The 14675-nt window shown below is 63.3% G+C and carries 15 protein-coding genes; 9 read left to right on the top strand and 6 right to left on the bottom strand.

Annotation, left to right across the window (positions count from 1 at the left end; genetic code table 11):
* Positions 1-84 precede the first annotated feature (84 nt).
* Together ACOOEX_RS03275 and ACOOEX_RS03270 are read right to left on the bottom strand one after the other, a co-directional pair.
* Entirely contained in the window at positions 85-1116 is a 1032-nt protein-coding gene (locus ACOOEX_RS03275) for a LacI family DNA-binding transcriptional regulator (protein ID WP_420397101.1), read from the bottom strand.
* 143 nt (positions 1117-1259) lie between these two features.
* The gene (locus ACOOEX_RS03270) at positions 1260-1463 is read right to left on the bottom strand and encodes a SlyX family protein (RefSeq protein WP_420397100.1); all 204 of its coding nucleotides are present in this window, start codon (positions 1461-1463) and stop codon (positions 1260-1262) included.
* Positions 1464-1569: 106 nt separating this feature from the next.
* Between ACOOEX_RS03270 and hisS the strand changes: the two genes are divergently transcribed.
* The 3 genes from hisS to hisG are packed head-to-tail and all read left to right on the top strand — an operon-like array spanning position 1570 to position 4837.
* Positions 1570-3048, top strand: coding sequence for a histidine--tRNA ligase (hisS, locus tag ACOOEX_RS03265; protein WP_420397099.1), 1479 nt, complete (start codon positions 1570-1572; stop codon positions 3046-3048).
* Entirely contained in the window at positions 3045-4151 is a 1107-nt protein-coding gene (locus tag ACOOEX_RS03260) for an ATP phosphoribosyltransferase regulatory subunit (protein WP_420397098.1), read from the top strand. Before hisS ends, ACOOEX_RS03260 begins: the two co-directional genes overlap by 4 nt.
* The gene (gene hisG / locus ACOOEX_RS03255) at positions 4148-4837 is read left to right on the top strand and encodes an ATP phosphoribosyltransferase (protein WP_420397097.1); all 690 of its coding nucleotides are present in this window, start codon (positions 4148-4150) and stop codon (positions 4835-4837) included. Before ACOOEX_RS03260 ends, hisG begins: the two co-directional genes overlap by 4 nt.
* Positions 4838-4931: 94 nt before the next feature.
* Here the strand turns inward: hisG and ACOOEX_RS03250 are convergent, their stop codons facing one another.
* On the bottom strand, positions 4932-5366 hold the full coding sequence (locus tag ACOOEX_RS03250; RefSeq protein WP_420397096.1) for a DUF1489 family protein: 435 nt from the start codon (positions 5364-5366) through the stop codon (positions 4932-4934).
* A 114-nt stretch (positions 5367-5480) separates the two neighbouring features.
* Here ACOOEX_RS03250 and ACOOEX_RS03245 point away from each other — a divergent pair, with 114 nt between their 5' ends.
* Both ACOOEX_RS03245 and ACOOEX_RS03240 read left to right on the top strand, forming a co-directional pair.
* A complete protein-coding gene (locus tag ACOOEX_RS03245; RefSeq protein ID WP_420397095.1) occupies positions 5481-7754 on the top strand; it encodes an adenosylcobalamin-dependent ribonucleoside-diphosphate reductase in 2274 nt (757 codons plus the stop codon).
* A gap of 71 nt (positions 7755-7825) precedes the next feature.
* Entirely contained in the window at positions 7826-8116 is a 291-nt protein-coding gene (locus ACOOEX_RS03240; RefSeq protein WP_420397094.1) for a hypothetical protein, read from the top strand.
* A gap of 29 nt (positions 8117-8145) precedes the next feature.
* Here the strand turns inward: ACOOEX_RS03240 and ACOOEX_RS03235 are convergent, their stop codons facing one another.
* Entirely contained in the window at positions 8146-8964 is an 819-nt protein-coding gene (locus tag ACOOEX_RS03235) for a M15 family metallopeptidase (RefSeq protein WP_420397093.1), read from the bottom strand.
* Positions 8964-9713: a hypothetical protein gene (locus ACOOEX_RS03230; RefSeq protein WP_420397092.1), complete on the bottom strand. Its 750-nt coding sequence runs from the start codon at positions 9711-9713 to the stop codon at positions 8964-8966. The genes ACOOEX_RS03235 and ACOOEX_RS03230 overlap by 1 nt, the downstream gene beginning before the upstream one ends.
* Positions 9714-9911: 198 nt before the next feature.
* Between ACOOEX_RS03230 and ACOOEX_RS03225 the strand changes: the two genes are divergently transcribed.
* The 4 genes from ACOOEX_RS03225 to ACOOEX_RS03210 all read left to right on the top strand — a co-directional run bounded on the left by ACOOEX_RS03225 (position 9912) and on the right by ACOOEX_RS03210 (position 14324).
* Positions 9912-10841 (top strand): lipid A-modifier LpxR family protein, encoded by a 930-nt coding sequence (locus ACOOEX_RS03225; RefSeq protein WP_420397091.1) that lies wholly within the window; start codon positions 9912-9914, stop codon positions 10839-10841.
* 117 nt (positions 10842-10958) lie between these two features.
* The gene (locus ACOOEX_RS03220) at positions 10959-12029 is read left to right on the top strand and encodes a Hint domain-containing protein (RefSeq protein ID WP_420397090.1); all 1071 of its coding nucleotides are present in this window, start codon (positions 10959-10961) and stop codon (positions 12027-12029) included.
* Positions 12030-12198: 169 nt separating this feature from the next.
* Positions 12199-12819 carry a 30S ribosomal protein S4 gene (gene rpsD, locus ACOOEX_RS03215; RefSeq protein WP_420397089.1) on the top strand — a complete coding sequence of 207 codons (621 nt, stop codon included), beginning with the start codon at positions 12199-12201 and terminating at the stop codon, positions 12817-12819.
* An 89-nt stretch (positions 12820-12908) separates the two neighbouring features.
* On the top strand, positions 12909-14324 hold the full coding sequence (locus tag ACOOEX_RS03210) for a homospermidine synthase (protein WP_420397088.1): 1416 nt from the start codon (positions 12909-12911) through the stop codon (positions 14322-14324).
* A 56-nt stretch (positions 14325-14380) separates the two neighbouring features.
* Here ACOOEX_RS03210 and ACOOEX_RS03205 read toward each other — a convergent pair whose 3' ends face one another.
* Entirely contained in the window at positions 14381-14605 is a 225-nt protein-coding gene (locus ACOOEX_RS03205; protein WP_420397087.1) for a hypothetical protein, read from the bottom strand.
* Positions 14606-14675: the final 70 nt, after the last annotated feature.

Raw genomic sequence — 14675 nt, 5'->3', positions numbered from 1 at the left:
CTTGATGGATGTAATGCGCCGCACCATGCGAAAGAATCATACGCGCGTCAACATAATTTTTACGCGCGTAAATTTTTAGGGCATTCAGGCCGAAGCGCGAACCACCAGATGCGCAGGAAACAGGGTCTCTTGCCGGGACGAGAATCGCCCGCCGCTTTCGATCAGTTCCAGCAGGGTTTCCACGCTGCGCCCCGCGACGGCGGTATAGTCATGGGCCGCCGTTGTCAGGGCCGGGCATGTGAAGCGCGAAAACGGATGGTCATCATGGGACGCCACGCGCAGATCGCAATCCGACCCGCGCCCGACCTTCAGCCCCCGTTCATAGCAGGCGGACAGCGCCCCGATGGCCAACCGGTCATTCGAACACAGGATGGTGTTGGTGGTGAAATCCCCCGCCGCGATCGCCGCATGTGTCCCCTGCCGCCCGATCTCTTCAAAGGCCCACCCGTCACCTTCCATTCCCACCACAACGGGATCCTGCCCGTGACGCTTCATCGCCTCGATATAGGCAATACGGCGTTTGTTGGCATTCGGGTTTGCCGGGGTGCGCATTTCCAGAAAACAGGGCGGCTCGCCGCTGCGCATCAGGTAATCGACCGTCTGGTTGACGAAACTGGCATTGTCGGACCCGACAAAAGCCTCGCCCATCCGCTCGATATTGCTGTCGAAAAGAACCGTCGGCACGTCCTCGCAAAACCGCTCAATGGCGGATTTGTCCGAGGCCCGGCCCAGGGGAGCCAACAGAACACCGGCGGGCTTGAGGGACCGAAGGCTGTCGAGATTGTCGATTTCCTGCGATTGCTCACCATGCGAACTAAGCAGGATCGGGCGAAACCCCGCCTCGATACACAGGTTCTCGATATTGCGGGCAATCTCGGCAAAGAAAGGATCGGCCAGATAGGGCACGACGATCCCGAGATTCTTGGTCAGTCGCCGGTTCTGGTTGATGGCGAATACATTGGGACGGTAGTCATATTGTTCCAGCGCGGCCTCGATCCGGGCGCGCGTGGTCTGGCGCACGCTGTCGGGGTCGTTGAAATACTTGGAAACGGTTGGCCGCGAGATGCCGCTGACGGCGGCGAATTCTTCCATGTTCCTGATCTTGCGGTCGCTCATTGGCAGGTCGTTCCCTTCAAACCCAGGCCGGGCATTACGCGGCTGACCCAAAAACGTGCATCAAACATGCCGCGCGTTAAATATCTGCTCTTTCAAGGTAGGCAGCCCGCCCCGGACCCGTCAAGTTGAACGGGCTGAAAACCCTACCAATGCGGTGGCTTCTGATCGGCCAGCGGCACGGTGCCACCCTGATCCAGCTCCCGCTCGGCCTCGCGGTTCATCAGCATCTCGACCCGGCGAGTCAGCACGGCAATCTCGCGGTCCTGACGGGCGATGACATCGGACAGCTCCTCGACCTGACGGGTCAGGTGGGCCAGGGTTTCCTCAAGATGGGTTGTGTCACTCATATGCTCTTCCTACAGGGTTTTGCCCGAAAGGCCAGCCCGCCGCCTTGCCCCCACGCGCCCCCCAAGATAAACGCCCGGTGAACCCGGATCCGAACGGATGGCAGACATGGCCAAGCAAAAGAAACAGCCCCGCCCCAAGGCAGAAACGCCCAAGGGCTTCCGCGACTATTTCGGCGCGGAGGTGACCGAGCGCAAGGAGATGCTGGACCGGATCGCCGAGGTCTATCATCGCTACGGTTTCGATCCGCTGGAAACCTCTGCCGTGGAAACGGTCGAGGCGCTTGGCAAGTTCCTGCCCGACGTGGACCGGCCCAATGCGGGTGTGTTTGCGTGGCAGGAGGAAGACGACGGCAAATGGCTGGCGCTGCGCTATGACATGACCGCGCCTTTGGCCCGCGTTGCCGCCCAGTTCCGCAACGACCTGCCCGCCCCCTACCGCCGCTTCACCATGGGGCCGGTGTGGCGGAATGAGAAACCGGGGCCGGGACGCTTCCGCCAGTTCTACCAATGCGACGCGGATACCGTGGGCGCGCCGTCGGTCGCCGCCGATGCCGAGATCTGCGCGATGCTGGCCGACACGCTGGAGGCCGTGGGCATCCCGCGCGGCGACTACATCGTGCGGGTGAACAACCGCAAGGTTCTGACCGGCGTGCTGGAAACCATGGGCGTGGGGGACGATGAGGACACTCGCAACAACGTGCTGCGCACCATCGACAAGTTCGACAAGGTGGGCGAAGCGGGCGTGCGGGAGCTGCTTGGCAAGGGGCGGCTCGATGCTTCGGGCGCATATATCGACGGTGTGGGGCTGAGCGATGCACAGGCCGAGCCGGTGATTGCATTCCTCACCTCCAAAGGTTCGGATGCCGCGGAAACACTCGCCAACCTGCGGGCAGCCATCGGCGAGTCCAAGGTCGGCGCGGAAGGCGTCGAGGAACTCGAAACCATCGCCTCCCTTCTCGACGCCCAGGGCTACGGCCCCGACCGCATCGTCATCGACCCCTCGGTTGTGCGCGGCCTCGGCTATTACACCGGGCCGGTCTACGAGGCCGAGCTGACCTTCGAGGTGCTCGACGACAAGGGCCGCCCGCGCCAGTTCGGCTCGGTCGCAGGCGGCGGGCGCTATGACGATCTGGTCAAGCGCTTTACCGGGCAGGCCGTGCCTGCGACGGGTGTCTCCATCGGCGTCGACCGGCTGCTGGCCGCGCTGCGCGAAAAGGGTCGGATCGGCGGCACCATGCAGGGCCCCGTGGTGGTGACCGTGATGGACCGCGACCGGATGGCGGAATACCAGCGCATGGCGACGGAGCTGCGCAACGCGGGCATCCGAGCCGAGGTCTATCTGGGCAACCCCAAGAATTTCGGCAACCAGCTGAAATACGCGGACAAACGCGAAAGCCCGGTGGCGATTATCCAGGGGTCAGACGAGGCCGAGCGTGGCGTTGTGCAAATCAAGGACCTGATCCTTGGCGCACAGATCGCGCAGGAAGCCAGCCTTGAGGAATGGAAATCCCAACCCGCGCAGCGCGAGGTTCCGCGCGAGGATCTCGTCACCGAAGTCCGCGCTATTCTGGACCGGGGCAAATGACCGACAAGATCACCGTCCGGGCCGAGGCTGAACGGCTCTTCGCATTCTTCAAGGCGTCAGGCGCCATGGCCATCGACGCCGACCTGCTGCAACCGGCGGATACGCTGCTGGATCTTTACGGAGAGGATATCCGCGCGCGGGCCTATGTCACGCAGGACCCGAACCGGGGCGAGATGATGCTGCGCCCCGACTTCACCGTGCCGGTGGTGCAGACCCATATGGAACATGGCGGCGAACCGGCGCGCTACACCTATCTGGGCGAGGTGTTTCGGAAGCAGCAGGCCGATTCCGGTCGCGCTACGGAATACCTGCAAGTGGGGTATGAGCTGTTCGACCGCGAAGATCCCGAGCGCGCCGATGCCGAGGTGTTTTCGCTGTTCAACGAAGTACTCTCACCGCTCGGGCTACGCCCGGCCACCGGCGATATCGGCATTCTGAAGGCCGCCGTCGAAACCCTGACCACGACAGACCGCCGCAAGGGCGCGCTGATGCGCCATATCTGGCGCCCCCGCCGGTTCCGCGCGCTGCTGGACAGGTTCACGGGCCGGGTCGAGATGGACGCCGCGCGCAAGGCCCTGCTGGACCGGGTGGCGGCGGACGGCGCGGAAACGGTGCTGGACGCGGGTGGCCCCGAAATTGGCCTGCGCAGTCGCGACGATGTGCTCGCCCGCATCGCGCATCTTCAGGCCGATGCCGCCGAGCCGCCGATTAGCCGCAGCGAGGCCGAGGTTCTGGACGTTATCCTGGGTCTCAGGGAAACTCTGCCGAACGCCCATCAGCATTTGCGCGATATCACCGTCGATCTGCCGGGCATGGCTGCCTCGGTCGACCGCATGGCCCGGCGCATGGATGCGCTGTCCACTGCCGGGATCACGGTCGAGGACCTGCCCTTCGAGGCGAGCTTTGGCCGCACGACGCTGGAATACTACGATGGCTTCGTCTTCGGCTTCGTCGCCGAGGGCCGCCCCGACCTGCCCCCCGTGGCCACCGGTGGCCGCTATGACGCGTTGACCCGCGTTCTGGGACGCGGGCAGGAAATCCCCGCCGTTGGCGGCGTGATCCGCCCCGAACTGGTGCAGCAATTGCGGGAGGGTCTGGCATGACCCTGAAACTCGGTGTGCCCTCAAAGGGCCGGCTGATGGAAAAGACCTTCGACTGGTTCGCCGACCGGGGCATCGATATGCGCCGCAGCGGGTCGGACCGGGAATACGCGGCTCAGGTGGACGGAGCGGACGTGGATCTCGTGCTGCTCAGCGCCGGAGAGATTCCGCGTGAATTGCAGGCGGGCCGCATTCACCTGGGCGTGACAGGCAGCGACCTCGTGCGCGAACGCATCCCTGCCTGGCAGGACGTGGTTCGGGAAGTGCAGCCCATGGGCTTTGGCTTTGCCGATCTGATCCTCGCGGTGCCCGCCTTCTGGGTCGATGTGAATTCGCTTGATGACCTGGACGCAGCCGCCGCCGATTTCCGCCGCCGTCACGGCCACCGCCTGCGAATCGCCACCAAATATCACCGGCTGGTGCGGGAGTTTCTGCGTGATGCAGGCGTTGCGGATTACCAGTTGGTCGACAGCCAGGGGGCAACGGAGGGCACCGTCAAGAATCTGACCGCCGAGGCCATTGCCGACATCACTTCGACCGGAGAAACCCTGCGCGCCAATCACCTGAAAATTCTGCCCGGAGGACTGATCCACCGCAGTCAGGCGGTGCTGTTCAAGTCGCGTACCGCAGATTGGTCCAATGGGAACAAAGAGATACTGGAAGAGCTGACGGACCGGCTGCACGGGTGAAGATGGGGTGGGACAGGCCACTGCCGCTTACAGCAAGAGCCGGGTGCATCAGCGCCCGGCTTTTTTCGTTACACAACGTCCAAATAGTCGGGCGCTACAGAACCCCCAGGTCGGCAAGGGCGTTCTGCAGATCCAGCGGTAGCGCCTCTTCCTGTGCGCGGGCGCCGGACAGATCTCGCGGTGCATCCTCAGGCTTCAGATAGCGCCAGCCCTGGAAAGCCCGTTTTGGGGTCGCTTCGACCCTGACGAGCCGTTTGTCCAACACGATGGCACAGCGGCGGATGCCATCCTGTCCGATCACCTCTTCCAGCCGCAGCACCTGCTGCCGCGCCTGAACAAAGCCCTTGATCACCCAGTAGATCGACCCGCCCGCAAGAATCTCAGCCTCGCGCTTGGGCCACATGCGGGTGATGTGGCGGGGCTGCCCGTCAGGCCAGCGGTCATGCGCCGTGGCCTGCCATGCGGCCAGGTCGTCCACGGTTTCCGTTCCGACGCTGAGCTTTAAGAGATGCGTAAACTTGGCTGCCATCGGTCCCCCTTGCTGATCTGCAACATAGGGCGGTTCCCCATGCCTGCCAAGTTGACCCGGGCAGGTCTTGTGGGTATCTTCGTCCGTCCCCCCTACCAATATGGATATTGACCAATGAGCCGCTTCTCCGCCCCGATTGCCGAAGCCATCTGGGACATGAAATACCGGCTCAAACAGGCCGATGGCACGCCCATTGATCAATCCATCGAGGATACGTGGCGCCGAATCGCCCGTGCGCTGGCAGAGGTGGAGACCGACCCCGCCACGTGGGAAGACCGGTTCTATGCCGCGCTGGAAGATTTCAAATACCTGCCCGCAGGCCGCATCACCGCGGGCGCGGGCACGGGCCGGAATGTCACGCTCTTTAACTGCTTCGTCATGGGCACGATCCCCGACAGCCTGGCGGGCATCTTCGAGAACCTGAAAGAGGCCGCGCTGACCATGCAGCAGGGCGGCGGGATCGGCTATGATTTCTCGACCATCCGGCCCAAGGGCGCGGATGTGCATGGGGTCGCTGCCGATGCCTCGGGCCCGCTCAGCTTCATGGATGTCTGGGACGCGATGTGCCGCACGATCATGTCCGCAGGCAGCCGCCGGGGCGCGATGATGGCCACGATGCGCTGCGATCACCCGGATATCGAGGCCTTCATCACCGCCAAATCCGACCCCGCCCGCCTGCGCATGTTCAATATGTCGGTGCTGGTGACCGATCCGTTCATGGAGGCGGTGAAGGCGGACGGCCCGTGGGAGCTGAGCTTTGGCGGCAAGGTCTATCACACGGTTCAGGCGCGCGATCTCTGGAACCGGATCATGCAGTCGACCTATGATTATGCCGAACCGGGCGTGATCTTCATCGACCGCATCAATGCTGCCAACAATCTGGGTTACGCCGAGACCATCGCGGCGACCAATCCTTGTGGCGAACAGCCCCTGCCGCCTTACGGCGCCTGCCTGCTTGGCTCCGTCAACCTCGCGCGGCTGGTCAGCGATCCGTTCACGGAGGCCGCCCAACTGAACGCTGCCGCTTTGGACGATCTGGTCGCTGTGGCCGTGCGGATGATGGACAACGTCGTCGATGCGTCCAAATTCCCGCTGGAGGCGCAGGCACAGGAGGCGCAGGCGAAGCGCCGGATCGGGCTTGGCGTGACGGGGCTGGCCGATGCACTGCTGATGCTGGGGCTGCGCTACGGGTCTGACGAAGCCGCTACGCAAACCGAAGCGTGGATGAGGCAGATTGCCCATGCCGCTTATCGCGCCTCGGTCGATCTGGCGAAGGAACGCGGGGCGTTCCCGCTGTTCGACGCCGACGCCTTCCTTGCCTCGGGCAACATGCAGAACATGGACGACGCCCTGCGCGACGACATAAGGCGATATGGCATCCGCAACGCGCTGCTGACCTCCATCGCGCCGACGGGGACAATCAGCCTTTATGCGGGCAATGTCAGTTCCGGGATCGAGCCGGTCTTCGCCTATGCCTATACCCGCAAGGTGCTGCAACGCGACGGCAGCCGGACCGAGGAAGAGGTCGTCGATTACGCCGTCAAACTGTGGCGCGATCTGAACGGCGACACGCCCCTGCCCGACTATTTCGTCAACGCCCAGACCCTGCCGCCCGCCGATCACGTCAAGATGCAGGCCGCCGCCCAGAAATGGGTGGATTCGAGCATCTCCAAGACGATCAACTGCCCCGAGGATATCAGCTTCGAGGCGTTCAAGGACGTCTACATGCAGGCCTGGGACACGGGCTGCAAGGGCTGCACGACCTACCGGCCCAATGATGTGACGGGATCGGTGCTGAGTGTCAGCGAGGCTGAGGACAAACCCGTCGCGGAACAGCCCGATGCCGACGGTGACGTTGTGTATATCGCCGAACCGCTCGACCGCCCGCAGGAGCTGGAAGGCCAGACCTACAAGCTGAAATGGCCGGACTCGAACCACGCGATCTATATCACCATCAATGATATCGTCATTGCAGGCCACCGGCGGCCGTTCGAGATCTTCATCAATTCCAAGAACATGGAACATTTCGCCTGGACCGTGGCCCTGACCCGGATGATCAGTGCCGTGTTCCGGCGCGGCGGCGACGTGTCCTTCGTGGTGGAGGAGCTGAAGGCCGTGTTCGATCCGCGCGGTGGTGCGTGGATGCAGGGCAAATACGTGCCATCCATCCTGGCAGCCATCGGGGGCGTGATCGAAAAACACCTGATCGCCATCGGCTTCATCGAGGGCGAGGGCATGGGGCTCAAGGACGACCCGCGCGCCAAGGTCGCCGCCATCGGCGGCCCCAACCCGCGCGGCGCGGCCTGCCCGTCCTGCGGCGAATACGGGATGCGCATGGTCGAGGGCTGCATGACCTGCCCAAGCTGCGGCCACTCCAAATGCGCCTGACGGGCCGACCCGATTGCACCCATACCCCCCTGCCCCTATCCTGAGCGCATTGTTCAGAATTGGAGGCCGTCATGGCCAATTGGTATACGGCCGACCTGCATTTCGGCCACGAACGCATCATTGCTTTCTGCAACCGCCCTCATGGCTCACTGGCCGAGATGAACGCGGCCCTGATCGCGAATTTTCAGGCCTGTGTGGGGCAGGAGGACGACCAGTGGCCCGGATCGCGCAACAGCATCAATGTCGGCGTGGATCAATGGGATTTTCGTCCGGTGCAACTGGCAGACATCCGGCGCCGCGCCGCGCGGCTGGACTTGAACAAGCATTGGTCGGACGTGGAAAGCGGCAGCGTGTTGGACTGATATACGCCAACCACAGCCAGAGACGGCATTTAATCCGATCCCATCAGTCGGGCATGCAGGATCAGTTCGGGGCGGTATTCGAAATGCATTCCGTCGTAATGGTGCCATTTGCCGCCCCAGATGAACCCGTAGCGTTCAAAGGCCTGCACGATCTCGGCGGGGATGCGGTTGTTGTATTCGGTCGCCTGCCCCTGCGCAGCACCCGACCATCTCCAATAGCCGCCAAGTTCGGTGTTCAGATCTACGGCGATGCCGAAGCTGTGCACCGAAAGCCGGTCCGTGCCCGCAATCACCCGCCAGTTGAAGCTGCCGCCGGAGTTTTCGAAATAGATCGCATAGTCGGGGCCAAGTGCCTCGATCTCGGTCAGCGCGGCGTCCAACTGGACATGGACACAATGGTCTTGCGTGACGTTGAAGCGGGTCGCGCCGCCCGGCCCGTCATAGCTGACCCGGGTCAGCGTGGCGCGCACCTCTGACTGCGTCTCGGCATATAGCGCACGAAAGAAATCGTCGTCGCGCAGCCGGCCGGGATCATGGAATGCGCTGCGACGGTCGGTCAGCGAAAAGTCCAGCGGGTAGACATAGACAAACTGATCGCCAAGCGTTGCATTGATTAGTCGTGCCGCCGGGTCGACCTGCCGCGCCGGGGCAAAGGGCAGTACCGTGCCGCTGGCAAAGGTGACGGTCCCCGCTGCCCGGTCTAGGTCGAGCCCCGGATAAGCGGTTTCAAGCGCGGTTTCCACCGGATCGCCCGCGCTGCGCAGCGGAAGGGTCAGCCAGTTCACTGGCGCGCAATCAGCCGCCGCCGTGGTGGCCGCGAGGCAGAGGGCCAGACAGAGGCGCCACATCAGAACACGTCAACCCGGATCGCGGTGCCAGTGTTGCCATGGCCCAGGATCTCGACCCGTATCATCACCTCGCCATTCACGATGGTATTGCGCGCCGCAGGCGAGATCGACCCGGCGGCCAGCATCTGCTCGGCTCGTGCGCGGTTGGTGAAACTGCTGAAGAAACTGTCCCACTGGTCGCCCGGATCGGCCTCGCCATAGCGGTGGTAATTGGCACGGTCCTGGCGAATGATCTGCCACGGTTCCGTCAGGCGCTGGCCATTTGAATTGTAATGATCGTTCCAGCTGAGGAAGGCGGTATAGCTTTCGATCACCGGCAGGCCGCCCGGCTGCGGGGCCGGTTGACCTTGCATCGAACCGCCGCCCGCAACATCGACCCGAATATGGGTGCCCGTCGCACCCTGCCCCCAGATCTCGACCTGCACCAGAACCGGGCCATTCACGATGGCATTGCGCGCCGCAGGCGAGACATAGCCGCTTGCCAACATCTGCTCCGCCCGCGCCCGGTTGGTGAAATCGCTGAAGAAACTGTCCCATTGGTCCTGCGGGTCGGCCTCGCCGTAGCGGTGATAATTGGCGCGGTCCTGGCGGATGATCTGCCAAGGTTCCGTCAACCGCTGACCGTTGGAATTATAGTGGTCATTCCAGCTAAGCAGCGCCGTATAGCTTTCCAGCAATTGCTGTGCCTGGGCCTGCGGGTGGCCTGTAAAGGCAATCATCACTGCGATGGCAGTCAGGATCAGTCTCATGGGCGGCGGTCTCCTCTGTGCTGTGGCACGTCCGTTAGGGCCTGGGCCACAACTCTGGCCGAGCCGACGCACGTGCGCCTTGAGCAGGATCAAACCGGGCAGGCCACAACGCCTAGCCCTGTCCCCGATGCTGTGATAATCTGGCCGTAATTCCCGCATAGACCGGGAAAAAACCGGTAACGGACATGAGGCAGTGATATGTGGCAGGCAGTTCGCCAAGCAGGAGCCATCCTGTGTGCACTTGGTCTTTCCAGTTCCTTGGCATCGGCTCAGGGGATCTTTGACGGGCGTGAAACGCTCGGTCAGGCGCGCCTTTTCACCAACGACCTGATTGGCGATGGCCGCGACCGCTGGCGGTCCGGAGCCTATGGCATCAGCACCGTACGCGGTCCGTCCTGGGACGGGTATCTGCCCATGCGCATGGGTGAGATCATGGAATACCGCTTTCGCGGCGAGGTGATCACACCGGCCAGCATCAGCAACCCCGCCCCCGGCGACCGTCTCTATGCCGGTGTGCTGTCGGTCGGCGCGCATACGCATTTTTCATGGAATGGATTCGACGTGGCGCTAGGCGCGGATATCGTTGCAATGGGCGAACAGACGGGCATCCGTCATCTCCAAGAGGTGGTACACGAGGCATTCAGCCTGCAATCCAGCCGGGTCGAAAGCTTTCAGGTCGACAACGGGGTCTACCTGCATGGCACCGCCGAAATCGGACGGGAGTTTTCTTTCGGTCCGGGCCACATGCGCCCCTTCCTGGAACTGCAAGCCGGGGTCGAAACCATGGCACGGGTCGGGTTTGACCTGACATTTGGCGGCTACGGTCAGGGCGGGCTGCGGCTGCGCGACGTGACCACCGGCCACCGGATCAGCGCCATCGACAGCGAAGACGATCACGGGCTTTCCCTGCTGCTTGGCGGCGACTATGCGTGGGTCGAGAGTTCCCGCTACCTGCCGTCGGACCGGGGTTACACGCCCGAAGACACCCGCTATCGCCTGCGCGCCGGAGTGAATTACGCATTCGGGCATTCCAACATTTTCTACGGGCTGACCTATCTGTCCGAGGAATTCGTGGGCCAGAGCGAGGGCCAGACCATCGGGTCCGTCACCATCGCTCTGGAATTCTGACGCCGCCGATTCGCTTTTTTTCGAATCGCAGGCGAATCACCCCCTTCCCAAGGTGATTCGCCTCTGCTAGATTCGTCCCACAGGGCGGAATGCACCAATAAACACAGGCAGAATACCATGAGCACGGGCTATCGGGGCCTGACCATGATCGCATGGTCGCAAACCCTGATCGACGGCGTACCGGCAGAGAATAACAACGAACTGGCCGAAGGAATGTCCTGGCGCTGGCAAGGACGCGCTCTTCCTCTGGAGGGCGATGGCGCCGCGCTGCTTCTGGGAGTCAGCCAGGATCACGCCGAGCTCCGTGCACGGGCCGCGCGGGTGGTGCGCAAATTGCTGCATCACCCCGCGCCCACCCCCAAACAGGATGCCGCCCTCGATGCGGACCCGCTCTTTGGCGATGCCTTCATGGTTGCCGACGGTCCGCGCTTCTACACCGTGGTGCCGGTGGCCGCGGGCAAGGGACGTTTGCCCATCCTGATCTTCCCCGAGGCCATTCCACCGGTGAACCGGGATCTCACCATCATCCGCGTAAACCAGCCGCGCCCAATGGCAGCGGTCGAAAGCGCCTCGGTCATCTGTTTCACCCCCGGCACACGGCTTCGGACCGAACAGGGGGACATCGCCATCGAAGACCTCGGCCCCGGCGACCGGCTGCTCACCCGCGATGACGGCCCGCAAGAGGTCGTCTGGACCGGCCAGCGCCGCATGTCGGGTGCCCGGCTGTTCGCCATGCCCGACCAGAGACCCATTCGTATCCGCGAAGGCGCGCTTGGCGTCTACCGGCCCGATGCCGATCTCGTGGTCTCCCCCGAACACCGCGTCATCGTGAAAGGTGCGGTCGCCCGCGACCTGTGGGGCGAGGCGGAGGTTCTGGTGTCCGCCCGCGATCTGGTCAGTGACAGGCTGGTGACCGTCGATCATTCGATGCGCGAAACCTGGTATGTACACCTGATGCTGGAACGCCATCAGGTGATCTGGGCCAATGGTCTGGAGGTCGAAACCTTCCACCCCGGTTTCATGGGTCTCGATCATCTGGAACGGGGACAGCGGCGCAGCATGCTGTCACTCTTCCCCGATCTGGCGGATGACCCCTTCAACTACGGTGCCCCCGCCCGGCGAATGCTGGACCGGGCCGAAGCCGCCATATTGATGCACGGGTTTCGAAAGACCGCCGGCAGGCATTGACACCCCAGACCGCATGTGTAAAACGCGCGCATCCCGGCAACCCGCTTGCCGGGGTTTTCATTGGTGTTGGTGGCCCCCGCAAGGGGATGCCTGTCGGGCCTCGGCCAAAGGACAACGCCCTTCATAGCGGCCCCCGCGCGGGCTGCGGCCTAAAGAAGGAGATCAGACGGTGACCAAACGCACCTCTGCCAAGTATAAAATCGACCGCCGGATGGGCGAAAACATCTGGGGTCGTCCGAAATCCCCGGTCAACCGCCGCGAATACGGCCCCGGCCAGCACGGCCAGCGCCGCAAGGGCAAACTGTCGGACTTCGGTCTGCAGCTGCGCGCCAAGCAGAAGCTGAAAGGCTACTACGGCGACCTGACCGAGAAGCAGTTCCGCCGCATCTTCACCGAGGCCGAGCGCCGCAAGGGTGACACCGGTGAAAACCTGATCGGCCTGCTGGAACAGCGCCTGGATGCCGTCGTCTACCGCGCCAAGTTCGTTCCCACCGTCTTCGCCGCCCGCCAGTTCGTGAACCACGGCCACGTGACCGTGAACGGCAAGCGCGTGAACATCCCCTCCTACCGCGTGAAAGAGGGCGACGTCGTGGAAGTGCGCGACAAGTCCAAGCAGCTTGCCGTCCTGCTGGAAGCCGTGCAACTGGCCGAGCGTGATGTGCCCGACTACATCGACGCCGACCATTCCAAGATGAAAGCCACCTTCGTCCGCACCCCCGGCTTGGGCGACGTGCCCTACCCGGTGATGATGGAACCGAACCTGGTCATCGAATACTACGCTCAGAACTAAGCGTCTGACGCGTCGACAAGACGGGGCCGCGCCGAAATCCGGTGCGGCCCTTTTTGCGTTCTGCCCCCGGAAAGAAGGATCCGCCGGACATGACCCACCCTGTCTACGCCCGCATTGACGGCCCCATCGTGATGATCGGCTTCGGCTCGATCGGAAAAGGCACCTGGCCGCTCATCGAGCGTCATTTCGACTATGACGCGGACAAGTTCACCGTGATCGAGCCCGATGCCGGGCAAGCCAACTTCCTGCGCCAGCACAAGCTGAACCATGTGCAGACCGCGATCACGCCAGAAAATTACCGCGAGGTTCTGGGAGAGTTGTTGGAACCGGGCAAGGGGTTCTGCGTCAATCTCAGCGTCGACACCTCCTCGCTCGACCTCATGCGCTTCTGCCGTGAAATCGGGGTGCCCTATATCGACACTGTCGTCGAACCTTGGGCGGGCTACTATTTCGGCACCACCGACAACGCCGCGCGCACCAATTATGCCCTGCGCCAGAAGGTGCGCGACGAGAAGGCCGCCAATCCCGGCGGCACCACAGCCGTCAGCTGCTGCGGGGCCAATCCCGGCATGGTCAGCTGGTTCGTGAAAGAGGCGCTCTTGACGCTGGCCAAGGACACGGGCCGCGACATAACTGCGCCCACGGACCGCGCCGGATGGGGGCAGTTGATGCAAAGCCTCGGGGTGCAGGGCGTCCATATCGCTGAACGCGACACCCAGGCCCGCCGCCTGCCCCGCCCGCGCGGCGTCTTCGTCAACACCTGGTCGGTTGAGGGCTTTATATCTGAAGGCTTCCAACCCGCCGAACTGGGTTGGGGCACGCATGAACCCTGGTTTCCGGAAAACGGCCATAGCCACGACACCGGCTGCATGGCAGGCATCTGGCTGGACCGCCCCGGCGCGATCACCCGCGTGCACACCTGGTGCCCGACCCCCGGCCCGCAGTTTGGCTTTCTCGTGACCCATAACGAGGCGATCTCGATCTCGGACTACTATACGGTCGGCGATCCCGCCGCGCCGGAATACCGCCCGACCTGTCACTATGCCTATCATCCCTGCGATGACGCGGTGCTCTCCCTGCACGAGATGTTCGGATCGGGCCGCCAGCAGACCAAGCACCACATCCTGACCGAAGACGAAATCGTCGAGGGCATCGATGAGCTTGGCGTACTGCTCTACGGGCACGAAAAGAACGCGCTGTGGTTCGGCTCGCGCCTGTCGAACGAGGAAACCCGCGATCTGGCCCCCTACCAGAACGCCACCGGTCTTCAGGTGACATCCGCGGTTCTGGCCGGGATGGTCTGGGCACTGGAAAACCCCAATGCCGGGATCGTGGAAGCTGACGAGATGGACCACGCCCGGTGCCTGGAAGTGCAGCGGCCCTATCTGGGCCCGGTCGAGGCGCATTACACCGACTGGACGCCGCTGCAAGACCGGTGGGAGCTGTTCCCCGAGGATATCGACGAAAGCGAACCCTGGGCCTTCCGCAACGTGCTGGCCAGCTGAGGTCACAAGACGAAAGCCGCCCTTCAGATGGGCGGCTTTTTCCTTTTTGGGGGCTGTCACGCCATCCGGCGATGCGAGCGGTCCAAGGACCGGTTCGCCCGCGCCTCCAGCCGCAGAACAATGCGATAGAGCGCATCGGCTGCCGCAGCACAAAGGCGGCATTGCAGCGTCGACGCGTTTGCCATCATTGCCCTCTCGAACTCTGCGTCCGTGCGGCCTCCGGCGCTAAGGATCATGTGGTCGATTGCGGTGATCTGGGTGGCGGGTGCCTGGCGGGTCATGGGCTTGGTCCTTGTTGTCTGATCTCTGACACAGAAAGTAGCGAGCACAGGGCCCCACCGGCAAACGAGC

The organism is Nioella sp. (assembly GCF_965215655.1).
Lineage (GTDB): Bacteria > Pseudomonadota > Alphaproteobacteria > Rhodobacterales > Rhodobacteraceae > Nioella.
Note: the sequence above shows the minus strand (reverse complement) of the source record. Positions and strands in the feature narration are given on the sequence as shown.

Coding starts and splice junctions, on each gene's coding strand:
- ACOOEX_RS03210 (WP_420397088.1), top strand. CDS start 12,909: ATGACCCACCCTGTCTACGCCCGCATTGACGGCCCCATCGTGATGATC.
- ACOOEX_RS03240 (WP_420397094.1), top strand. CDS start 7,826: ATGGCCAATTGGTATACGGCCGACCTGCATTTCGGCCACGAACGCATC.
- hisG (WP_420397097.1), top strand. CDS start 4,148: ATGACCCTGAAACTCGGTGTGCCCTCAAAGGGCCGGCTGATGGAAAAG.
- ACOOEX_RS03225 (WP_420397091.1), top strand. CDS start 9,912: ATGTGGCAGGCAGTTCGCCAAGCAGGAGCCATCCTGTGTGCACTTGGT.
- ACOOEX_RS03270 (WP_420397100.1), bottom strand. CDS start 1,463: ATGAGTGACACAACCCATCTTGAGGAAACCCTGGCCCACCTGACCCGT.
- ACOOEX_RS03220 (WP_420397090.1), top strand. CDS start 10,959: ATGAGCACGGGCTATCGGGGCCTGACCATGATCGCATGGTCGCAAACC.
- ACOOEX_RS03230 (WP_420397092.1), bottom strand. CDS start 9,713: ATGAGACTGATCCTGACTGCCATCGCAGTGATGATTGCCTTTACAGGC.
- ACOOEX_RS03205 (WP_420397087.1), bottom strand. CDS start 14,605: ATGACCCGCCAGGCACCCGCCACCCAGATCACCGCAATCGACCACATG.
- ACOOEX_RS03260 (WP_420397098.1), top strand. CDS start 3,045: ATGACCGACAAGATCACCGTCCGGGCCGAGGCTGAACGGCTCTTCGCA.
- ACOOEX_RS03245 (WP_420397095.1), top strand. CDS start 5,481: ATGAGCCGCTTCTCCGCCCCGATTGCCGAAGCCATCTGGGACATGAAA.
- ACOOEX_RS03250 (WP_420397096.1), bottom strand. CDS start 5,366: ATGGCAGCCAAGTTTACGCATCTCTTAAAGCTCAGCGTCGGAACGGAA.
- ACOOEX_RS03275 (WP_420397101.1), bottom strand. CDS start 1,116: ATGAGCGACCGCAAGATCAGGAACATGGAAGAATTCGCCGCCGTCAGC.
- ACOOEX_RS03235 (WP_420397093.1), bottom strand. CDS start 8,964: ATGTGGCGCCTCTGTCTGGCCCTCTGCCTCGCGGCCACCACGGCGGCG.
- hisS (WP_420397099.1), top strand. CDS start 1,570: ATGGCCAAGCAAAAGAAACAGCCCCGCCCCAAGGCAGAAACGCCCAAG.